The following is a 21,877-nucleotide window of genomic DNA, read 5'->3' on the forward strand; positions in this document are numbered from 1 at the left end:
GCGCCCTGCGGTACCCGCCGATCGCGGCCGTGACGAGCCTGAACGACACGCGCGTGCTCTACGTGGAGCCCGCAAAGTGGGTCCCGCGGCTGCGCGCGCTCGGCGCCTCGGACGCGCCGGTGCTGCTTCCTCACCGGTGCCCTGGACGACGACGCCGGCCCCGCCCTGCTCGTCAGCACGGCCGGGCTGAAGAACCGGGCGTGCCGGTGGGTCGAGGACTCGGGGCAGGCGACGGGGACGCAGCACAGCCTGTTCTGAGCCACTGTGGCCGCGGGCATGCCGGAGCCCCACGTTCCGCTCCGTCGCAGCGCAACCGGGCGACGTCGTCGTGCCCCGCCGAGGCCCCGGCGGCCGGCTACCCCTGAGAGGCCCGGGCGGCGGGATTCGCCTCGGGCGCGCCGTCGGCGGTCACCTGCCCCGACGGGGGGTCGGCGGGCCACGCCTCGGCCAGCAGCTCGCGGATCTCGCTCAGCGTCTGGGTGACGGCCTTGGTGCCGGCCACGATGGGCAGGAAGTTGGTGTCCCCGTTCCAGCGCGGGACGACGTGCTGGTGCAGGTGGGCCGCGATCCCCGCTCCCCCGACCTTCCCCTGGTTCATGCCGATGTTGAACCCGGCCGCGTGGGAGCTCTCGCGCAGCACGCCCATCACGGTGCGGGTGCACTCGCCGATCTCGACCATCTCCTCGTCGGTGGTCTCGTCGTACTGGGCGATGTGGCGGTACGGGCAGATGAGCACGTGCCCGGGGTTGTACGGGTAGAGGTTCAGCACGACGTAGACGCTGCGCCCGCGGTGCACGATCAGCGACTCCTCGTCGGTGCGGCGCGGCGCGGCGCAGAACGGACAGGAGCTCTCGGTGTAGTCCTGCTGGCCGCCGCTGACGTAGGCGCGGCGGTGCGGGGTCCACAGGCGCTGGAACGGGTCGGGGACGCCCGGCAGCTCGAAGTCGTCGGTGGTGCAGTCTGGCGCGTCGCTCATGGGACCAGCTTAGGCCGTGCGGGCCGCGCGGCGGGCGAGGTCGCGGCCGCCGACGCTCCGGCGGGACTACTGTGGAAGCATGCAGCCCCTGACCGAATCCCAGATCCGTAGTAGCTTCATCAACTGCTCCAAGGGCGAGGCCCAGCGGCTGAACCTGCCCGCGGGGCTCGCCACGTGGGAGTGGCCGGCCGAGATCTTCCTCGGGTGGATCGACCCGAAGAGCCCGCAGCGCGGCTACGCCGTGGTGGAGACCGAGGACGGGCCGCGCGGCATCGTGCTGACCAAGACCGAGCAGCGCAGCGGCGGCTCGGCGCAGATGTGCCAGTTCTGCATGACCCTGCACCCGGGCAGCGGCGTCGCGCTGTACTCGGCGGCCAGGCCCTCGGCGCGGAAAGGGCGGCACAGCTCCCTGGGGACGTACCTGTGCTCCAACCTGCGCTGCTCGGACTACACGCTGGGACGACGTCGGCCCCAGGGCATCCGGCAGATGGAGGAGACCATGACGCTGGAGGACCGGCGGGAGCGGACGCTGGCGAAGGCGCGGCGGTTCGTGGCGAAGTTGGAGGATGAGAAGTAAGTATCGGCCAGCCGTCCTCACCCATCTCTACGGTGTAGAAGGCTACAAGTGGGAATAGTACGTCCTTAGACAATGATTAGCTTGCCATGGCTATTACGCAAGTACCGTTGGAACTCCATCACCGTTTAATTGCGCCTCCACGAATTCAAAGACCGACTCATGGGCCGCAATGATCAGTAGGCTCTCAGCGCGCGATGCTCCAACGTAGAGCACACGTCGTTCTTCCCCCTTGATTCCGTCACACCATTGCCGCACGCCATCACCTTCAGCTCGCCCCTCAGGTATGATCAGAGCCACCGCTGGCGATTGACGCCCTTTCAGGGCATGAATTGTAGAATGCGTCAACGGTCCAATGTCCTGATCATCAGTGAGTGAGTCCGGCCAGGTGTCACCTCGAGGGGATCTGAGCGGTTGAGATGTCCAGCGCAGCTGTCCCTGAGAGGCCTTGAACGTCTGGAGTTTCGCCCGGAAATTCGAAGGTTTCATATCGAACGGCCGAGGCAACGCCGCGGCGATTCGTAAGCACGCCTCTCGGAAAGTGCCTTCTGAGAGTCCACACACCTCAAGGTAGTCGGATTGGTTCAGATTGACTACATCGGCGACTCCAAGTTCTCGGATGGTTCGCTCGAGAGTACGGATAGCCGCGACGCGTTCAAGGCCGTTTCGGCGGGGGTCCCCAATCACGTGATGCGCGCGCGCCATGATCACAAGCTTGTTTGTAGAGTCTGATCTGGTGCTGGGGGCACCGGCTGCCACTCGCGCATGTTCAGAGCTGTGGGCAATTACCATAAGATCGTCTTCCGCGAAATTTCGGTTCCTAGTGGCTCTAACGAGCAGCTTGGGGAGGCATTGACGACGACGGTAGGACAGCAGGACTACGGGCTCATTGACCTCAACGCAACGACCGATTGGCTCGTCACGCTCGGATCCTGCGCGCAGGCTATTGACAGCTGCGCAAATGGCTGGTGACGAGCGGAAATTGCCGTTAAGGCGCTCTCCCACAGAAAGCTTGCGTAGGAAATTATTGGTGTTAACTGGCGCATCGGATCGAAACGCGTAGATAGACTGATCCGGGTCACCGACAGCAATGATATTCACCCCAAACTCATGTAGAAGGTCAAGCACGAGAATATCTTCCTCGCTACAATCTTGAACCTCGTCGACTATGACTTCCACGAATCTATCTGCGAGAAGCATTCCTAACTGCTCACGCCGCTCGGAATCGGCAAGGTATGACTGCAGCGCTACTCTGGCAGCCGACGCAGTCAACGTTCCGCGCCTTACGAATAGTTTCCAGATTCGCAGAGCCTCACCCTCAAGCCCTAACCGCTGATTTTTCTTAAGGTTGAAGGCCACTTTGCGTAGTTCGATTGGCACTCTTTCCGGAATTAGACGCGCGGAATTACTACGAATTATAAACCAGTCAAGACTGGCCTTAAACTGAATTCCATTGACCTTGACGTGACTGTTAGGTACTGCCGACCACGACTCATAAAAGCTGGGGCTTATTCGGCGGCGTGCCAAGTAAGTTGGTCCAACCAAGAAGCGGTTAATAAAACCGTCTATGGTTCCGATAAAGTTTGGAACCTCTTTGAGAGCCGGCTCGGATATGCATCGTGCCCTGGCCTCATCTATGGCCGCATTCGTAAAAGAAATCAAACCGACACCCTTGCGTGGATGTGTCAGTGGCCTGTCAACAAATCGCTGCACGATCGATTGGGTTTTACCCGCACCCGGGCAAGCTTCCACATACGTCCCTATCTCCGCGCGAATCAGCGCCATCTGCGCGTCAGTGAATTTCATGCTAGGCATGAGCTGGGGGCGTTGTGATAAAAACTATGGCTTGCTTGAGATAATCCGGGCATGTGAACGGGTCGCCGGCAACAATCAATTGAGCTACGTCGTGCGCGAACTCACCCTTGCTGAGTAGGCGCTTGTTTGCGCGAAGCTTCTCATAAAATTTCTGCGGCGGGTTATCGTTTTTGGCAATTGACTCCCAAGCTTTTGCTGATCGAGGTTTCTGACGCAGGTAAGCCTTTTTTAAAAGCTCTCGATTGTTCTTACCTGGCTCAAGCAAGTCCGCTTCGAGCGTGTGAGGCGCCTCTGCGATGTGAACGACATCCGTCGCTCTCAGACTCTCGACAAGCGCTTGAAGATCTGCGGCCCGATTGTAAATCGTCTCCTCGACCGCATCGCCCTGCGCGTCGCTTTCTAATTGCTCGCTATCTACTTCATCACCATCTTCTGACTTGTGGCCTAACGGCTCTTGAGTCGAATGCGTGCTGACTATGTTTCGCCTTGCTTGTCCATTGGTCATCACCAGATCGTTGGTCTCATAGCGGCCCTCAATAGACGTGCCTTCCGCCCGTGACCACGCTTCGGAAACCTCAGGAGCGAAAGTCTCAGTTCTCGACAGGGCCGGGTCTGCGTCGGTGACGACACACAGCGAGTCAACAAGCCGTTGCCCGCCCACGACGGAGAGCAAAAGTTTCATGTATGGTTTGAAATCTACCGATCCGACAGTAATAAGAGAGACTCCAGCGAACGCTCGGCGTGCCTGAGTATCACCATCGGAAGCACTGGAGTAGATGCACTTGCGTGCTAAGACTGGAAGTAAAACCGCCTCAGCAATACCCTCGACGAGCACGGCACGTCGAGCGAAGAGTAGTTCGGAGCGGCTCGCATCGAGGTACTGGTTGATCTTACGTTTCTCATTAGAGTCAAGGGGAAGTGCAGCGAGCGGAATGACGCTGGTAGAAGCCACACCTTTCGTGCTCGTTTTATTCGCGCGAGGACGCAACACAATGATATCATCGATTCCTACAGCATTGGCCAGGTTGGGAGAGTGGGTTGTAGCGATCACCTGGATCCGGCCAGCAGGTGAGGAGGCATCATTACGCGCGGATTCCGCAGCCTGATCAATAAGGAATTGTAAAAGGACTGACTGCAGTTGTGGATGAAGATGGGCTTCCGGTTCCTCGACGAGGAAAAGCGTAAGCTCGGACTCCTTAGAGTTCTGCAGCTCGAGGATTACTGTCGCCATAAAGAGCAAGTTGGCGTATCCTAAACCGGACTCACTTAAATCAGCGACGCTGAGGCCCGTCTCCGCCATCTTTAGGCGCAGGTTACGAGCTAGGCGTACAAGTTCGGGCGGGTCGTAGGTAGCATCCATGGACTGTTTTCGCCCGGGGGCAGTTAATCCGGTCAAATGGTTTTGAATCGCTGTTTGCACGCGCCTCACCACTGGGTGACTGGCCAGGTTGTCCATTGATGATGTTGCTGTTTTGACGAATTCCGCTTGCTCCTCAGGGCTCGTCAAGTATTGAATTATTCGAGCCAGTCTTGTCCCTGAGTAAGAATCCAGCTCACGCTGTGCATCGCGTAAAGGCATAAGGTAAACATGATTTATGTGCTCCCGCTTTTCGGGCTCGGGATCTGGTGCGGCCGACACGCCAACCAGATGATCCACGCGCCCACGGGAGATACTATCGGAGGGCGGTCGGTATTTTGTACAGTGGACGGCTTCGTTAGTATTAAGGTCCAGTGCGCCGATGAAATGCGCACGCTGAAATGATGTTAGATCAGCAAATCTGGCAGTGATGGTTATAGGGCCGTCATGACCCCGCGTCACATCTTCGACCTCAAAGTAGCGCGCGCGTCTTCCATTGAGCGGCGCGGTAGAAAGTCGAATCGCCTCGATAACATTCGATTTGCCTGAATTGTTCTCGCCGACTAACAAAGTAATACCGCGCGAGAGCGGAATTGTTACATCCTCGCAGGATCGGAATCCACGGACGGTGAGTTCTTTCAGATACATCGCGGAGATGCCCGTGTCACAACCGGCCGTTTGCGTCGATTTGGGTCGCATCGTTGCGTCTGCTGCGTCCACCGTTCACGCCTTCCTGCTCAACTAGTTCCATCCTAGCTGTCCTGGCAAGTATTAACACTCTTGTGTCTTCAAGTGGTCAACTAGAAGCCGCCCGGTCACCGCGATGCACCCCTGTCTCCATGGCCGCCGTTCTGAAGATCTCGATAGTGTTCGATATACGCTCACCGAAGGTCACATTGGCGCCCGCACAGGATAACGATGAGTACTGACTTTCGCAGTCCGTCCTTCCAGTGTGGGCCGCGGCAAGGACCGGCTTATTGCGTAGCCTATGACGATATCCACCTGATTGGGCCTATGGCACTGTCCGTGCAGTATCACATTCGTTGACCCAGCTGCTCGACCCGGCGGGTGATGGCAGCCAGTTGGGCCGCCGGGGCAGTTGTGGTCTTTGAAGTCTCTTCTCTCAGAGATCCCACGGATTACGCGAAGGGGCCGGCCCCATCGGGCCGGCCCCTTCGGTGTCGTCTTACTCCTGCGCGTCCCCCGTCGGGTCCGTGTTCACCCGCTGCGCCACGTGGGACGCGATGCGCTCCACGGCGTCGTCCACGGGCACGCCGTTCTCCTGCGAGCCGTCGCGGAAGCGGAAGGAGACGGCGCCGTTCTCCGCGTCCTCTCCCCCGGCGATCAGGACGAACGGGGCCTTCTGCTTCGAGGCGTTGCGGATCTTCTTCGGGAAGCGGTCCGTGCCGTAGTCGACCTCCACGCGGATGCCGCGGGCCTTCAGCTTCGCGGCCACCTCGGCCAGGTAGTCGTTGAACGCCTCGGCCACGGGGATGCCGATGACCTGCACCGGGGCCAGCCAGGCCGGGAACGCGCCGGCGTAGTGCTCGGTCAGCACGCCCATGAACCGCTCGATCGAGCCGAACTTGGCGGAGTGGATCATCACCGGCTCCTGGCGGGAGCCGTCCGCGGCCTGGTACTCCAGCCCGAAGCGGGCGGGCTGGTTGAAGTCGTACTGGACCGTGGACATCTGCCAGGTGCGGCCGATCGCGTCCTTGGCCTGCACCGAGATCTTGGGACCGTAGAACGCGGCCCCGCCCGGGTCCGCCACGAGCTCCAGGCCGGTCTCCGCGGCGACCTGCTCGAGGATCGCGGTGGCCTCGTCCCACTGCTCGTCGGTGCCGATGAACTTGTCCTTCTTCTCCCCCTCGGTCTCCCGGGTGGAGAGCTCGAGGTAGAAGTCGGTCATGCCGAAGTCGACCAGCAGGGAGAGCATGAAGTCCAGGAGGTGCTTGACCTCGCCCGGGGCCTGCTCCTTGGTCACGTAGCTGTGCGAGTCGTCCTGGGTGATCATGCGGACGCGGGTCAGGCCCTGCAGCACGCCCGACTTCTCGTCGCGGTACACGGTGCCGAACTCGAAGAACCGCAGCGGCAGCTCGCGGTAGGAGCGGCCGCGGGAGCGGAAGATCTCGTTGTGCATGGGGCAGTTCATCGCCTTGAGGCGGTAGTCGCCGTTGTCCAGCTCCATGGCCGGGAACATCCCGTGCGAGTAGTACGGCAGGTGCCCGGAGGTGTAGAACAGGTCCTCCTTGGCGATGTGCGGGGTCCCGACGTAGTCGAAGCCCTCCGCGATGTGCCGCTCCCGGACGTAGTCCTCCATGACGCGCTTGATGACCCCGCCCTTGGGGTGGAACACGGGCAGGCCGGGGCCGATGGACTTGGGGAAGGAGAACAGGTCCAGCTCCTCGCCCAGGCGGCGGTGGTCCCGGCGCTCGGCCTCGGCGATGCGCTCCTTGTAGGCCGCGAGCGCGTCCTTGGAGGGCCAGGCGGTGCCGTAGATGCGCTGCAGCATCGGGTTCTTCTCCGAGCCGCGCCAGTAGGCGCCGCCCGCGCGGGTCAGGGCGTAGCCGCCGGGGATCGGCTTGGTGGTGGGCAGGTGCGGGCCGCGGCACAGGTCCTTCCAGACGGCCTCGCCCTTGCGGTCGACGTTGTCGTAGATCGTGATCTCGCCCTCGCCGACCTCCACGGAGGCGCCCTCGGCGGCGTCGGACCCGGAGCCGGGCCCCTGGGAGAGCCCGAGCAGCTCGAGCTTGTACGGCTCGTCGGCCATCTCGGCCTGGGCCTGCTCGTGGGTGACGACGCGGCGCCGGAAGGTCTGTCCCGACTTGGCGATCTTGAGCATCATCTTCTCGAGCTTCTTGAGGTCCTCCGGGGTGAAGGGCTCCTCGACGTCGAAGTCGAAGTAGAAGCCGTCGGTGATGTACGGGCCGATGCCGAGCTTGGCGTCGGGCCGCAGCTGCTGCACGGCCTGGGCCATGACGTGCGCGGTGGAGTGGCGCAGGACCTCCAGGCCCTCGGGCTCCTCGAGGGTCACGGGGACCACGCGGTCGCCCTCGGACAGCTCGGTGGCGAGGTCCTTGAGGACGTCGTTGACGCGGGCGACGACGACGTCGGGCCGCTCGGCGAACAGGTCCGCGGCGGTGGTGCCGGTGCCCACCTGCTGGTCCTCGCCGTCGACGGTGATGTGCAGGTTCTCGGGCACTGGCATGGGTCCTCCTGGAGGTTCGTGGGGCGCACGCCGATACCGGGGGCGTGCGTGGTGCGCTGTGCGCCCTGGTCGGGGCGACGTGGTGATTCTACCCGGTGGGTGGGAGCGCCGTGCGGCGGGCCGCGTCGGTGGGCGGTATCGCTGCCCGGTGAGCAGCGTCGGCGGGTGGCGGCGCCGTGCGGCGGGCCGCGTCCCCCGGGGTGAACGGGGCGGGGGCGCGGCCCTCGAGGATCGCGGTGAGGTCCCAGGCCCGGTGGGCGGTGAGCGAGATGCCGCGGGGCCCGGTGCGGCGGGTGGTGCCGCGGATCAGGAGCATGGGGGTGCCGAAGAGCTCGGGGCCGGTGAGCTGCTGGGCCTCGTCGAAGAAGGCGGCGTCGACGCAGCCGGTGCCGTCGTCGAGGGAGATGAACACCACGCGCCGGCCGCTGCGCATGGGCGGGGTCATGGTGGACACGCGGACGCCGGCCACCCACACGGGGGTGCGCGTGCGCAGGGAGAGCAGGTCCGCGGCGCGGGTGATCGGCCAGGCGGCGAGGCGCTGGGCGTGGGCGGCCATGAGGTGCGCGGAGACGTCCAGCTCGAGCAGGTCCAGCTCGGTGCGCAGGGTCCCGGCGAGGTCGCCGGTTCCGCGGTCCGGGGCGAGGCCCTGGTCCGACGCCGGGAGGGGCAGGGCGAGCTGGATGGGCCACGGGCGGGGCGTGCGGGCGGCGTCGGCCCCCTCGGCGTCGACGCCGGCGAACACGGCCGCGTCGAGGGCCCCCACCGCGGCGAGGCGCTCGAGGGTGGGGCGGCGGGGCCGGGCGCGGTCGCGCAGGTCCGCGGCCGAGGTGTAGGGGGCGTGGGCGAGGATCCGCTCGACCTCGGCCTCCCCGATGCCGGAGAGCTGGGTCAGGGGCAGGCGCACGGCCCAGTCCCGGGCGGCGTCGGGCGCGCCGGGGCGGTCCGGGAGGCGCTCGGCGCGGTAGGAGCGGTCGGAGCGGTTGACGTCCAGGGGCAGCAGCCGCACCCCGAGCCGGCGGGCCTCGGCGAGGAGGAGGCGGCGGGGGTACATGCCGGGGTCGTGCTCGAGGAGGCCGGTGAGGAAGTGCGCCGGGTAGTGGGCCTTGAGCCAGGCTGACTGGTAGGTGGGGATCGCGAAGGCCGCGCCGTGGGCCTTGCAGAAGCCGAAGGAGCCGAAGGCGGCGAGGATCCCCCACACGGCCTCGACGGTCTCCGGGGCGTAGCCGCGGGCGAGGGCGGCGGCGCGGAAGGTGCCTTCCGTCTCCCCCTGCCGGGGGCCTCCCAGCGAGCGCCGGTGCTCGTCGGCCTCGGCCCGGTCGCAGCCGGTCAGCGTGGCGATGAGGTGGATGACCTGCTCGTGGAAGATCACGACGCCGGAGGTCTCCTCCAGGTAGGGGACGAGGTCCGGGTGGGGGTAGCGGGGCGCGGCGAAGCCGTGGCGGGACTCGAGGTAGGGCCGGACCATGTCCGACTGCATGGGGCCGGGCCGGAAGAGGGAGATGTCGGCGATGAGGTCGCCCACGGTCTCGGGGACGAGCTTGCCGATCAGCTCGCGCTGGCCCGGGGACTCGATCTGGAAGCAGCCGAGGGTGTGGGTGGATTGGATGAGGGCGAAGGTCGCGGGGTCCCGGGTGTCGATGGCCTCGAGGTCGGGGCGGGCGCCGGTGGTGCGGTCGATCTCGTCGAGGGTGTGGGCCATGGCCGACTGCATGCGCACCCCGAGGATGTCGAGCTTGAGCAGGCCCATGGGGTCCATGTCGTGCTTGTCGTACTGGCTCATGGGCAGGCCCATGCCGGAGGGTTGGACGGGGGTGCGGCGCGGGAGGCCGGCATCGGAGAGGATGACGCCGCACGGGTGCATGGAGAGGTGGCGCGGGAGGCGGTCGAGGCGCTCGACGAGGTCGATGAGCAGGTCCACGGCCGGGTTCTCGCGGGTCTCGCGGCGCAGGCCGGCGAGCTCGGGCTTGACCTCGATCAGCTCGCGCAGCTCGCCGGCGGGGATGCGCCAGATGGACTTGGCGATCCGGTCGGTGGTCTCGGCGGGCAGGCCGAGGGCGCGGGCGGCGTCGCGCACGGCCCCGCGGGCGCGGTAGCCGTTGTGCATGGACATCAGGGTGACGCGCTCGGGGCCGTAGTGGTCGAAGACGGCGCGGTAGACCTCGTGGCGGCGGGCGGACTCGACGTCGATGTCGATGTCCGGCAGCGTGGAGCGCCGCTCGGAGAGGAAGCGCTCGAAGACCAGGCCGTGCCGCAGCGGGTCCACCACGGAGACGCCGAGCAGGTAGTTGACCAGGGAGGACACCCCGGAGCCGCGGGCGGCGCGGCGGATGCCGAGGTCGCCGATGAGCCGGGAGACGTGGGCGACGGTGAGGAAGTAGGAGCAGAAGCCGAGGTTCTCGATGACCCGCAGCTCCCGGTCCAGGCGGGCGCGGGGGCTCTCGTAGTCGGCGGGGGCGAGGCCGGGGGCGACGACGTCGTGCGCGGCCCCGGAGCCGTAGAGGCGGTGCAGGCCGGCCTCGCAGCGGGCGCGCAGCTCGGCGGCGGGGGGCTCGGTGGCGCCGGTCAGGTGGGCCTCGGGGACCACGGGGGTGCCGAGGCCGAGGTCGGTGGCGGGGTCCAGGCCGCAGCGCTCGGCGAGCGCGGCGGTGTCGGCGAGGAGGCGGGACGGGCCGGTGCGGGTGCCCGCGGCGGCGGTGACCTCGGCGGCGAGGGCCCGCATGCGCGCGGGTCCTTGAGCCAGCCCTGGCCGTTGGGCTGCAGGTGCGGGGCGGCGGGGCGGACCCAGGACCCGCGTTCTGCCGGTGACGCGCCAGGGTCGAGCCCGGGTGGGACGTCGGAGGCGGTTCCCGGGCCGACGAGCGAGGTCAGGCCGCGGGCGGCGTCGAGCAGGTCGGCGGTCACGGCCTGGTCCTCGGTCGCGTAGCGGGCGGCGTTGCTCAGCACGGCGCCGACGCCGGCCGCCTCGGCCAGCCCGAGCATCCGGGCGGCGTGGGCGGTGCTGCGGGGCTCACCGGGGCGGGTCAGGTGGGTAACGAGGTGGATGCGGATCCGCTCCGGGCCGATCAGGCGCTTCCAGTCGGCGAGCGCGGCGCGGGCCAGGCGGGGGCGGCGCGCGGCGGCGAGGCGCCCGACGTCGGACTCGGGGCCGAGCAGGAGGACGAAGCGGCCCTGCCCGGCGGCCACCGCGCGGGCGATCTCGGCGGCGGTGAGGCGGGGGCGGGTGCCGAGGGGTGGAGGGGTGCGCGGGGCGGCCGGGTCGATCATGCCGGCCGGGTCGGGGAAGCCGACCGAGTCGAGGAGCCGGCGGGGCCGCTCGTGCCGGACGGGCCGAGGGGGCTGGCCGGGTCGAGGAGGCCGGCCGGGTCGAGGGGGTCGAGGACCGTGCCGTCCGCGGCGCGGGGGGCGTGGGCGCGGGTGACGAGGGCGCAGAGGTCCCCGTAGCCGGCGCCGGCGTCGTGCCCCTCCGCCAGGAGCACCACGCGCCCGACCACCTTCCGCCCCGCGGGGTCCGCGAGCGCGAGGTCGGCCCCCAGGACGGGGGTCACCCCGGCGTCGAGGCAGGCGCGGACGTGCTTGACCGCCCCGTAGAGGCCGTCCCGGTCGGTCAGTCCCAGGTGGGTCGCGCCCTGGGCGGCGGCCGCGGCCGCGAGCTCCCGCGGCGTGGAGACGCCGTAGTGCCAGCTGTAGGAGCTGTAGGTGACCAGGTGCGGGAATCTCACATCCCTATCGAATATATGTTCGAATTTTAAGTCAATCGTGTCCGCGGCGCGTCGCGGAGGTTTCTTCCCGCCCCCCCCCACGTGCGACGACGGCCGCACCGGTCCTCCGGTGCGGCCGTCTAGCGGGTCGGTGTGGCGAGTCGTCGATCGGGTGGGCGAGTCGCCGCCCGGGGCGGCGAGTCGCCCACCCTGACCGGCCACTCGTCAGCCGGTGCGGCGAGTCGTCAGTCGGCGTTCGGCACGATCACCGCGCGCCCGCGCAGGGTGCCCTCGTGCAGCCGCTCGTAGGCCTTCGGCGCCTCGTCGAGGGTGAAGGTCTCCACCTCCACGGAGACCTGGCCGCGGCGGGCCATGTCGAGGACCTCGATGAGCTCGCTGCGCGACCCCCAGTACGGTGCGCGCACGGCCGCGTCGAAGGGCAGGGTGCCGAAGCCGGCCTGGACCGCTCCCCCGCCGATGCCGACGATCGTCACGTCCGCCTCGACCGCGGCCACCCCGGCGGCGATCTTGGTGGTGGGCGGGGCGCCGACGAAGTCGAACACGGCGTCGGCCCCGAGGCCCCCGGTGAGCTCGCGGACGGCGTCGACGGCGTGCTCGTCGCTGAGCACCGCGTGGTGCGCCCCGACCTCGCGGGCGAAGTCGAGCTTCTCCTCGGTGACGTCCAGCGCGATGACCGTGGCCCCGGAGAGCTGCCGGATCATCCGGATGCCCACGTGCCCGAGCCCGCCGGCGCCGATCACGACGGCGTAGGAGCCGGCGTGCAGCTTCGGCAGGGACTGTTTGATGGCGTGGTACGGGGTGAGGCCGGCGTCGCTGAGGGAGACGTTCTCGACCGGGTCCAGGCCCCCCAGGGGCACGAGGTGGCGGGCGTCGTCGACGAGCATGTACTCGGCGATCGCGCCGGGGGCGCCGAGCCCGGGCGGGCGGATCCCCTCGGCCGCGGCGTTGGTGCAGTAGTTCTCCTTGCCCTGGGCGCAGTTGCGGCAGCGGCCGCACCCCCAGGGGCCGTAGACCATCACCGGGTCGCCGACCGCGAGGTGCTCCACGCCCTCGCCGAGCCGGTGCACGACGCCGGCGCCCTCGTGGCCCAGGGTCAGCGGCAGCCCGTAGTCGTACTGGTCCTCCGGGAGGCTCATGACGAACTCGTCGGAGTGGCACACCCCGGCGGCGGTGACCTTCAGCAGGACCTGCCCGGGGCCGGGCTCGGGAGTGGGGATCTCGACGAGGACGGGAGGCTGACCGATTTCTTTGTACTGTAAAGCTTTCATGGTGTCCGTTCTACTCCTTCGTCGGCGGCGGGGTGGGCGGGGGAAGGCGGGTGTCAGCCAGGGGCCGAATCGTCGGGTCCCGAAGCGCTCGCGAGCGTCCCGGCCCAGTCGATCGCGCGGCGGACGTGCTCGTCGGTCAGCCCGGTGGTCCCCGCCGGGTCGGCGAGGGTCAGGTAGGGGGCCGCAACGGTGATCAGCAGGTGCGGGGTCCGCGAGCGCCGCAGCAGCTCCAGGTCCTCGGGCGCGGGGGCGTCGTCGAGCCAGACGAAGGGGCGGCCCGCGGCGACGGCGAGGATCCCGGGGACCTTCCCGGGGGTCTCGGCCTCCGTCTCGGCCACGGGCCAGTCGCCCGGCAGCTGCAGGCGGGGCGCGACCAGGCGCGGCGCGTCGTGGGACCAGGTGGTGGCCCAGGCCATCTCGAAGCAGCGGGCGAGCTCCCCCAGCCGCCGGGTGTCCTGCGGATCAAGGTGCAGGGTGAAGCTCATCGGCAGGATCGCGGGCCGCAGGGTCACGGTGTCGTAACCCCGCCGGGCCGCGAGGTCGGAGGAGACGAAGCGGTTCAGGACGCCGTCGACGTCGATGAAGGCCAGGGGTGTGACGCGGCTCATGGGGACGACTCTGCCACACCCCGGACGCGGGCGGCAGGGGTGCGGCGGCGTCGGAGCGGCGGTGGGACGCGGGACCGGACCGCGGGCCCGGACTCGGGCGGCGGAGTCAGGACGGCGCGGCCCGGGCCCGGACAGCAGGCGGTCAGCCCCGGACGGGCGACCCGAACGCCGCCGCGCACTCCCCCGCGGTGGCCGCGAGCGCGGCGTCGGACCCGGCCGATCGGCGCCGGGCCGATTCCCACCGCCGCTCCGAATCGTCCGAATTCCCCCTTGACTTCCGCCGAAGTGGTTCTATGGTTAGTTACATAGGTAATGAACCAGCTAACTAGGCAACCAGGAGGGAGGCTGACCGTGGACGATTCCCGGCCGATCTTCCAACAGGTGGCGGACCGCATCAGCTCCGACATCCTCGCCGGCACGTACGGCGAGGAGGACCAGGTCCCCTCGACCAACGAGATCGCGCTCTTCCACCGCATCAACCCCGCGACTGCGGGCAAGGGGGTCAACACCCTCGTCACCCGCGGCATCCTCTACAAGCGCCGCGGGATCGGGATGTTCGTCGCCACCGGAGCCCGGCGGATCCTCCTCGAGGAGCGTCAGGCGCAGTTCGTCCGCGACTACGTCGACCCCCTCGTCGCCGAGGCGCGGGCCATCGGATTCACCGCAGAGGACGCCCTCAGGGTGGTCGGCCGGCGCCTGGGCGCCGCGACCGCCGCGGGCGAGCCCCGGAAGGAGCAGTCATGACCACCGCAGCCACCCCCTGGGGCGAGACGTCCCGGGTCCCCGCGGACGCAGGCGGGACCGAGGCGCCCGCCGTCGTCGTCAGGGGTCTCAACCGCCGGTTCGGCAAGGTCCGGGCCCTGCGGGACGTGGACCTCGAGCTCGCGCCCGGCCGCATCTACGGCCTGGTGGGCCGCAACGGCGCGGGCAAGACGACGCTGCTGTCCACCCTGGTGGGGCAGGTCCTGCCCAGCTCGGGCAGCGTCGAGCTCTTCGGCCGCCGCTCGCTCGAGAACCCGGCGGTGCTGGCCCGCACCGTCTACGTCAGGGACCACCAGTGCTACCCGGACGACATGCGCGTCCGCCACGTCCTGCGGGCCGCCGGCCACGCCTACCTCGGCTGGGACGAGGAGTTCGCGCAGCGCCTGGTCGCGGACTTCCGGCTGAGCCCCAAGGCCCGCTGCAAGAAGCTGTCCACGGGGCAGCGGACCGCGCTGGGCATCATCGTGGGCCTGGCCTCCCGGGCCGAGCTGACGATCCTCGACGAGCCCTACGGCGGGCTGGACCCGGTGGCCCGGGGCCTGTTCTACGACCGGCTCCTGGAGGACTTCGCCGAGCACCCCCGGACCGTGATCATCTCGACCCACCTCGTGGACGAGATCGCCGACCTCCTCAACGAGGTCATCCTCCTCGACGACGGCGTGGTCACCCTCCACGAGTCGGAGGAGCAGGCCCGCGAGCACGCCTATCGGCTCGCCGGGGCGGAGCGCGACGTCGAGCGGCTGCTCGAGAGCACCGGGGCGGGGGAGCGGGTGAGCCGCCGTCAGAGCGTCGGCTCGATGACCATGGTGGTCGTCGCCGCGCCCCTCGACGACGCCACGGAGACGCTGGCGCGCGAGCTCGGCCTCGAGGTCGAGCCCGTCTCCCTCCAGGAGGTCGTCGCCGCGATGGGAACCCTCTCGGTCACCGAGAGCACTGCGCAGGAAGGAGCCCTGTGATGAGCAACGCAACGGCAGAGGACAGGCTGGTCGCGGACGGGGGCGGCGCGTCCGGCGGCCGCACCCTCCTGGCGTTCAGGTACTACCTGAGCGTCCCGGGGCGCCTGCTCACGGGGCCGGGGATCGTGGTCGTCGTGTGCGCGCTCTCGCTCGTGGTCGGCGCGGTGATCGTCGCGGCCTCGAACGCGGAGGCGGCCGACGTCTCGAGCGGCCTGACCTACAACCAGACCGTCATCTGGTGGGGCAGCATCGCCCCGCTGGCCATCCTGTGCTCCGCCGTGGGCCAGGGCTCGACGGCGATGCTCGGCCTGGGCATGACCCGCCGCAACGTCTGGTGGGGCGCCATCCTGTACGCGCTGGCGGGCGCCGCGCTGACGGCCACCACACTCGTGGCGCTGATCGCGCTGGAGCGGCTCACGCACGGCTGGTTCATGGGGCTCTCGGCCATCGACATCATCTACTTCGGCCGGGGCTCGCTCCTGCTGGCGTGGCTGATCGCGCTCGGCACGTTCTTCGGGGCGCAGGTGGTGGCGCTGTTCTTCACCGCCATCTACCTGCGGACCGGGGCGATGGGGCTGACGCTGTCGATCGTCGGGGCCTCCGTCCTGCTGGTCGGGGCGCTGGGGCTGGTGATCGCGGCGTTCAGCCGCGCCGAGCGGGACGGGGCGACCACGACCTTCGTGGTGGGCGGCGAGCTGCCCGGCGGGCTGGTCCCGTGGGTGCTCGGCGTCGTCGTGCTCCTGGCTCTGGGCGGCGGCTGGTGGATCTACCGGAGGGCCTCGTTCAGGTGAGCTGAGCGGCGGCCGCGGGGGAGCGGGCGGGGCGCGGAGGGATCCGGGCCCCGCCCGCTTCGCGTCGCCCTGGGTCGGGCCCCGGGCGTATCGCGCAGGTCGGGGTCAAGCCCAGGGACGCGTCGCGTCGCTCGGGGTCGGATGCCGGGGGCGGAGAGTCGGATGCCGAGGGCGGCCTGAGCCGCGGTGTCGGCTAGGAGTGCGACCGACCCGAGGGGGCGGTTCCGGGGCCGTCCCGGTGCCTCTCGCGGTGCGCGGCATCGCGCCAGCGCAGGATCAGCCACATGGCGCCGGCCAGCAGCACGCCGACCGCGACGGCGGCCGGCCACCGCCACGCGGTGCCGCCCACCCCCATGGCGTGCACCAGGAAGGGGCTGAGGAAACCGGCGATTCCGGCCACGACGATGATCGGGCCGTACCCCGCGGTGCTGCGCCGTGGTCCCATCGTGTCGGGCCTTCCGTCGATCATCGGGTGATCAGCCCACTCTACGAAACCGCGGCGGCCCAATCTCCGAGATGACAAATGTTGTCGCAGATCACACGCAGATTCCTACCAAAGTAGGACGCATGCTCGGGGGCAACCCTGGGGACGTGCCGGCGCTGGCGCGGACCCGCCGACGACCTCACCGCCGCGCCGACAACCTCACCGCCCAGCTGATGGCCTCAGGACCCCGCCGGTGGCGCCCACACGGCCCCGCCGTCGGTCTCCGAGGCCCCACCGGGACTCACGTCTCCGAGGGCGCCCTCATGAGCGGCCGCACCTCGAGCCACTCGTGGATGGGCCGTCCGCCGGCCCCGGGGGCTGCCGAGAGCTCCGCGGCCAGCTCGAGCGCGCGGTCGTAGTCCACGGTGTCGATGATCATCCACCCGGCGATGAGGTCCTTCCCCGCCAGGGTCTCGTCGTCGACGACCGGCTCGCGCCCCTCGCCGTCGGAGCGGATCAGCGTCCCCTCGGGGGCGAGCGCCTGGGCGTCGACGAACTCGCCCGACCCGCGGAGCCGCTCGGCGAAGTCGTCCATATACTGCAGGTGCGCCGAGACCTCCTCGGGCGTCCACCGGTCCATGGGCACGTCGTTCACCCCGGCGGGCGCTCCCCGGTAGTGCTTGAGCAGAAGGTACTTGGTCATGGCGATCCTCCTCGCGGACGCGCAACAGGTGAGCGACATCGTAGTCTCCTCGGGTCCGTCCCGGAACCTCCTCGGGGCCGCCGGCGGCCCCGCCCGGTCTCAGAGGACGATGCCGAAGACCCGCACCGCCACCACCATGACCGCGGCGGTGATCAGCACGATGAAGATCAGGTTCAGCCACACCCCGCCCTTGACCATCTGCCCGATGGTCACGTAGCCGGAGCCGTACGCGATGGCGTTGGGCGGCGTCGCGACCGGGAGCATGAACGCGCAGGTGGCGGCCAGGGCCACGGGGACCGCCAGCAGCATCGGGTCGTAGCCCATGCCGAGCGCGATGCCGCCCGCGACCGGCAGGAAGGTCGCGGCGGTGGCGGTGTTGCTGGTGATCTCGGTGAGGGCGAGCACCCCGGCGGTGACCACGAGGACCATGACGAACACCGGGATCCCGGCGAGGACCGTGGCCTCCTGCCCGATCCACTCCGAGAGCCCGCTGGAGGTGAACTGCGCCGAGAGCGCGAGCCCGCCGCCGAACAGCAGCAGCACGCCCCACGGGAGCTTGACCGCGGTCTCCCAGTCCAGCAGACGCACGCCCTTCTCGGCCCCGGCGGGCAGCAGGAACAGCAGCGCGCCCACGGCCATGGCGATCCCGGCGTCGGTGATGGGCGGCTCCTCGAAGGCCAGTGGGACCGTGATCCAGGAGACCGCGGCGAGGACGAAGATGACGAGGACCCTGATCTCCCCCTGGCTCATCGGCCCGAGCTTGGCCAGCTCGTCGTCGATCAGCTGCCGACCGCCGGGGATCTCCTCGATCTCCGGCTTGAACAGCACCTTGGTCAGCACGAACCAGCACACGAAGAGCCCGACGACGGCCAGCGGCAGGCCCACGATCATCCACTGGCCGAAGCCGATGTCGACCCCGTGCGTGTCCGCCATGTACCCGGCCAGGAGGGTGTTGGGCGGGGTGCCGATCAGGGTCGCCAGCGAGCCGATCGACGCCGCGTACGCGATGCCCAGCATCAGCGCGGTGCCGAAGTTGGACTTCCTGACGGCCTTCTTGGCCTCCTCGGTGACGCCGCCGGGCTCCGCGTCGCCCTCGCCGGCGCCTGGGCCGCCCTCGCCTGTGGCGTCGTCCGCGGCGGCGGGGCCCGCCTCACCGGGATCCTCGCCCGGGGCGCCGGCGTCGTTCCCGTCCTCGGAGCCGATCTGCGTGACCAGCACGAGGACCGAGACGCCGATGGGCAGCATCATCACCGCGGTCGCCGTGTTGGAGACCCACATGGAGAGGAACCCGGTGGCGATCATGAAGCCGCCGACCATGGCCGCGGGCTTGGTCCCCATGACCCGGAGCGTCAGCAGCGCGATGCGGCGGTGCAGGTTCCAGCGCTGCATCCCCAGCGCCAGGAGGAAGCCGCCCATGAACAGAAAGATGACGTTGTTGCCGTAGGAGGCGCCGACGTCGTCTATCCCGGCCTCCGGGTTCAGCGTCGGGAAGATCACCAGCGGCAGCAGGGCAGTCGCCGGGATCGGCACGGCCTCGGTCATCCACCACAGGCCCATCAGGACGGCCGTGGCGGCGGTCAGGCGCGCGGCGTCGGGGGCGTCGCCGGGCATGACCAGGTAGACCAGCCCCGCCGCGGCCAGGCCGCCGAAGATGCCGATCAGGCGCTTGAGGCGCTCGCGGCCCTTGACCTCGGGGGCCTTCTGCCCGTCCGAGCGTCTGATCCTCCCCACGGCCCCGGTCGGCGTCGTCTCGTACTGCTTCAGGTGCTCGCCTGGTACTCGGGGGGTGCTCATGGACTCATCCTCGGGTCATCGTGCGCGGCCTCGGGGCGGGTGCGGTGCGGGTTTCCGACTATGCTACAGGTCACAGCGGGGCTTCGCCCCCAGGCGGGCCGAGCGGGGCCGAGATGACGCGGCGCCCCCATAGAATGGGCCCATGACTTCCAAGCTTTCAGACACGCCCACGCACGAGGCGGCGCGCGAGCGCCTGCGCGAGCTGATCCTCGAGCTCGCCGTGGTCCGCGGCCGGGTCACCCTGGCCTCCGGCCTCGAGGCGGACTACTACGTGGACCTGCGCCGCGTGACCCTCCACCACGAGGCCTCGCGCCTGGTCGGGCAGGTCATGCTGGACCTCCTGGACCGCCACGACGTCGAGTTCCAGGCCGCGGGCGGGCTCACCATGGGGGCGGACCCGGTGGGCGGTGCCATCATGCGCGCCGCGGGGGACCGTGACCGCGCCATCGACACCTTCGTCGTGCGCAAGTCGCAGAAGTCCTACGGGATGGGGCGCCAGGTCGAGGGGCCGGCGGTCCAGGGGCGCGACGTCGTCGTCGTCGAGGACACCTCCACCACCGGCGGGTCCGCGCTCACCGCCGTGGAGGCGCTGCAGAAGGCGGGGGCCAACGTCGTCGCCGTCGCCGTGATCGTGGATCGCGCGACCGGGGCCAAGGAGCGCATCGAGCAGACCGCCGGGGTCCCGTGCCTGTACGCCTTCTCCAAGTCGGAACTCGGCCTGGACTAGGGGTGGCATCGGGGGAGCGCGACGCCGCGCGGGCGGCCGGGGTGGCCTGGGCGGACGGCGCGGTCGGGCCGGACGAGGCGCCCGGCCTCGGATCCGAGGTGCCCACCCGGGAGTCCGACGGCGCGGCGGCGAGCCACGTGGTCGGCGTCGGCCCCTGGGAGGGCCCCCTCCCGGAGGGCGAGCACTGGGACCCGGAGCTGCTGCGCGACGGCGACCGCCGCAACGTCACGGACGGGTACCGCTACTGGCGGATGGAGGCGATCGTCGCCGACCTCGACACCCGCCGGCACGCGTTCCACGTCGCCATCGAGAACTGGCAGCACGACCTCAACATCGGCTCGGTGGTGCGCACCGCCAACGCCTTCATGGCCCGCGAGGTGCACATCGTGGGGCGCCGGCGCTGGAACCGGCGCGGGGCCATGGTCACCGACCGCTACCAGCACGTGCGGCACCACGAGACGGTCGAGGGCTTCGTCGAGTGGGCCCGGGGCGAGGGGCTCGCGGTGATCGGGATCGACAATTTCCCCGACTCCCGCCAGCTGGAGACCTACGACCTCCCCGAGCGCTGCGTCCTGGTCTTCGGCCAGGAGGGCCCCGGGGTCAGCGAGGCGATGAAGGAGGCGGCGGCGGACACGCTGTCCATCGAGCAGTTCGGGTCCACGCGCTCGATCAACGCCTCGGCGGCCGCGGCCATCGCGATGCACGCGTGGGTCCGGCGCCACGTCTTCGGCCAGGCGGTCGGATAGGCGCCCGGGTCGGCGGGGTCGCCGGGTCGCCGGGCGTGGCATCGAGTGGTTTCTTGTGGTTTCATGCCTGAAATATGCGTCCACAACCCCTTCGATCGGGGGTGTTGGTTGTTACACTGAGGGTGACCGGCGAGGAGGCGTCCGCCAAGGCGCCGTCGCCGCATAGACGGGTGCCGCCCCCGGCGCCCCATACGTTCCCTCGTCTCAAGGAGCCAGCATGCCCATTGCCACCCCGGACGTCTACGCGCAGATGCTCGACAGCGCGAAGGAGAAGGGCTTCGCCTACCCGGCGATCAACGTCACCTCCTCGCAGACCCTGAACGCCGCGATCCGAGGCTTCGCCGAGGCGGGCTCCGACGGGATCATCCAGGTCTCCACCGGCGGCGCGGCGTATTGGTCCGGCTCCAGCAAGAAGGACATGGTCGTGGGCTCGCTGGCCTTCGCCGCCTTCGCCCGCGAGGTCGCCAAGCAGTACGACGTCAACATCGCCCTGCACACCGACCACTGCCCGCAGGACAAGCTCGAGGGCTTCGTGCTGCCCCTGCTCGAGGAGTCGGAGAAGGCCGTGGCCCGCGGTGAGGACCCGATCTTCAACTCCCACATGTGGGACGGCTCCGCCATCGAGCTGGACGAGAACCTCCGCATCGGCGCGGACCTGATCGAGCGCACGGGCAAGGCCCACATCGTGCTCGAGGTCGAGATCGGCGCGGTCGGCGGCGAGGAGGACGGCGTCGTCGGCGAGATCAACGACACCCTCTACACCACCACCGAGGACGCCCTCAAGACCCTCGAGGCGCTCGGCAAGAACGGCGAGAAGGGCCGCTACATCACCGCCCTGACCTTCGGCAACGTCCACGGCGTCTACAAGCCGGGCAACGTTCGCCTGCGCCCCGAGCTGCTCGAGCAGATCCAGCGCGAGGCCGGCGAGAAGGTCGGCCAGGACCGCCCGTTCGACCTCGTCTTCCACGGCGGCTCCGGCTCCTCCGCGCAGGAGATCGCCGACGCCGTCTCCTTCGGCGTCATCAAGATGAACGTGGACACCGACACCCAGTACGCCTTCACCCGCCCCGTCGCCGGCCACATGCTGGGCAACTACGACGGCGTGCTGAAGGTGGACGGCGAGGTCGGCAACAAGAAGCTCTACGACCCCCGCGTCTGGGGCGCCAAGGCCGAGGACGGCATGGCGGCCCGCGTGGTCCAGGCCTGCGAGAACCTCGGCTCGGCGGGCACCTCCGTCAAGTAGCCGCGCACGACGCCGGGCGGTCTCGTCCCGCCCGGCGCGCACCGGACGCCACGTGGTCCCGCACCGCGCGGCGCCCGCCCCCGCGAGGGCCCCGGCCGACCCGTTCGGCCGGGGCCCTCGCGCGTTTGGCGTCCCCACCCCCGTCCCTGCCCGGATCCGCGGCGCCGTCGTCCTTAGGCCGCCGCGCCCACCGCGAACGCCCCGTG

General features: G+C 69.1%; 18 protein-coding genes. 7 read left to right on the top strand and 11 right to left on the bottom strand.

The features are described 5' to 3' along the window. Positions 1-355: 355 nt before the first annotated feature. Positions 356-976 (bottom strand): HIT family protein, encoded by a 621-nt coding sequence (locus NBM05_RS11500; protein ID WP_254167504.1) that lies wholly within the window; start codon positions 974-976, stop codon positions 356-358. Positions 977-1,055: 79 nt separating this feature from the next. Between NBM05_RS11500 and NBM05_RS11505 the strand changes: the two genes are divergently transcribed. Next, on the top strand, positions 1,056-1,553 hold the full coding sequence (locus tag NBM05_RS11505; protein ID WP_254167506.1) for an FBP domain-containing protein: 498 nt from the start codon (positions 1,056-1,058) through the stop codon (positions 1,551-1,553). Between the two features lie 93 nt (positions 1,554-1,646). On the opposite strand, the gene NBM05_RS11510 is transcribed toward NBM05_RS11505, so the two are convergent. The 7 genes from NBM05_RS11510 to NBM05_RS11550 all read right to left on the bottom strand — a co-directional run bounded on the left by NBM05_RS11510 (position 1,647) and on the right by NBM05_RS11550 (position 13,525). After that, a complete protein-coding gene (locus NBM05_RS11510) occupies positions 1,647-3,356 on the bottom strand; it encodes a UvrD-helicase domain-containing protein (RefSeq protein WP_254167508.1) in 1,710 nt (569 codons plus the stop codon). Position 3,357: 1 nt separating this feature from the next. Continuing rightward, the gene (locus NBM05_RS11515) at positions 3,358-5,442 is read right to left on the bottom strand and encodes an ATP-dependent nuclease (protein WP_254167510.1); all 2,085 of its coding nucleotides are present in this window, start codon (positions 5,440-5,442) and stop codon (positions 3,358-3,360) included. Positions 5,443-5,908: 466 nt separating this feature from the next. Continuing rightward, positions 5,909-7,930: a threonine--tRNA ligase gene (gene thrS / locus NBM05_RS11520; protein ID WP_254167512.1), complete on the bottom strand. Its 2,022-nt coding sequence runs from the start codon at positions 7,928-7,930 to the stop codon at positions 5,909-5,911. A gap of 88 nt (positions 7,931-8,018) precedes the next feature. Next, positions 8,019-10,649 (bottom strand): helix-hairpin-helix domain-containing protein, encoded by a 2,631-nt coding sequence (locus NBM05_RS15460; RefSeq protein ID WP_444965572.1) that lies wholly within the window; start codon positions 10,647-10,649, stop codon positions 8,019-8,021. Positions 10,650-11,190: 541 nt separating this feature from the next. After that, positions 11,191-11,649 carry a PHP domain-containing protein gene (locus NBM05_RS11540; RefSeq protein ID WP_254167517.1) on the bottom strand — a complete coding sequence of 153 codons (459 nt, stop codon included), beginning with the start codon at positions 11,647-11,649 and terminating at the stop codon, positions 11,191-11,193. Between the two features lie 224 nt (positions 11,650-11,873). Further along, complete coding sequence (locus NBM05_RS11545) at positions 11,874-12,917, bottom strand: NAD(P)-dependent alcohol dehydrogenase (RefSeq protein ID WP_254167519.1); 1,044 nt, start codon at positions 12,915-12,917, stop codon at positions 11,874-11,876. Positions 12,918-12,970: 53 nt separating this feature from the next. Further along, complete coding sequence (locus tag NBM05_RS11550; RefSeq protein ID WP_254167521.1) at positions 12,971-13,525, bottom strand: HAD domain-containing protein; 555 nt, start codon at positions 13,523-13,525, stop codon at positions 12,971-12,973. 351 nt (positions 13,526-13,876) lie between these two features. On the opposite strand from NBM05_RS11550, the gene NBM05_RS11555 reads away from it, so the two are divergent. From NBM05_RS11555 to NBM05_RS11565, 3 genes are read left to right on the top strand one after another with little or no spacing between them, the layout of a single operon-like run. Further along, positions 13,877-14,269, top strand: a complete 393-nt coding sequence (locus NBM05_RS11555) for a GntR family transcriptional regulator (protein WP_373689326.1) — start codon at positions 13,877-13,879, stop codon at positions 14,267-14,269. Further along, positions 14,266-15,243, top strand: coding sequence for an ABC transporter ATP-binding protein (locus NBM05_RS11560; RefSeq protein ID WP_254167539.1), 978 nt, complete (start codon positions 14,266-14,268; stop codon positions 15,241-15,243). The genes NBM05_RS11555 and NBM05_RS11560 overlap by 4 nt, the downstream gene beginning before the upstream one ends. Then, positions 15,243-16,034, top strand: a complete 792-nt coding sequence (locus NBM05_RS11565) for a hypothetical protein (protein WP_254167541.1) — start codon at positions 15,243-15,245, stop codon at positions 16,032-16,034. The genes NBM05_RS11560 and NBM05_RS11565 overlap by 1 nt, the downstream gene beginning before the upstream one ends. A 193-nt stretch (positions 16,035-16,227) precedes the next feature. Here NBM05_RS11565 and NBM05_RS11570 read toward each other — a convergent pair whose 3' ends face one another. The 3 genes from NBM05_RS11570 to NBM05_RS11580 all read right to left on the bottom strand — a co-directional run bounded on the left by NBM05_RS11570 (position 16,228) and on the right by NBM05_RS11580 (position 18,955). Continuing rightward, on the bottom strand, positions 16,228-16,503 hold the full coding sequence (locus NBM05_RS11570; protein ID WP_254167543.1) for a hypothetical protein: 276 nt from the start codon (positions 16,501-16,503) through the stop codon (positions 16,228-16,230). Between the two features lie 256 nt (positions 16,504-16,759). Further along, the gene (locus NBM05_RS11575) at positions 16,760-17,161 is read right to left on the bottom strand and encodes a YciI family protein (protein WP_254167545.1); all 402 of its coding nucleotides are present in this window, start codon (positions 17,159-17,161) and stop codon (positions 16,760-16,762) included. A gap of 99 nt (positions 17,162-17,260) precedes the next feature. Then, entirely contained in the window at positions 17,261-18,955 is a 1,695-nt protein-coding gene (locus NBM05_RS11580; protein ID WP_254167554.1) for an SLC13 family permease, read from the bottom strand. Between the two features lie 142 nt (positions 18,956-19,097). Between NBM05_RS11580 and pyrE the strand changes: the two genes are divergently transcribed. The 3 genes from pyrE to fbaA all read left to right on the top strand — a co-directional run bounded on the left by pyrE (position 19,098) and on the right by fbaA (position 21,671). Further along, positions 19,098-19,682 carry an orotate phosphoribosyltransferase gene (gene pyrE / locus NBM05_RS11585; RefSeq protein WP_254167556.1) on the top strand — a complete coding sequence of 195 codons (585 nt, stop codon included), beginning with the start codon at positions 19,098-19,100 and terminating at the stop codon, positions 19,680-19,682. 98 nt (positions 19,683-19,780) lie between these two features. Further along, positions 19,781-20,428: a TrmH family RNA methyltransferase gene (locus NBM05_RS11590; RefSeq protein WP_254167585.1), complete on the top strand. Its 648-nt coding sequence runs from the start codon at positions 19,781-19,783 to the stop codon at positions 20,426-20,428. 217 nt (positions 20,429-20,645) lie between these two features. After that, entirely contained in the window at positions 20,646-21,671 is a 1,026-nt protein-coding gene (gene fbaA, locus NBM05_RS11595; RefSeq protein ID WP_254167558.1) for a class II fructose-bisphosphate aldolase, read from the top strand. Positions 21,672-21,877 lie beyond the last annotated feature (206 nt).

The organism is Rothia santali (genome assembly GCF_024199905.1).
In the GTDB taxonomy this organism is placed as follows: domain Bacteria; phylum Actinomycetota; class Actinomycetes; order Actinomycetales; family Micrococcaceae; genus Rothia; species Rothia santali.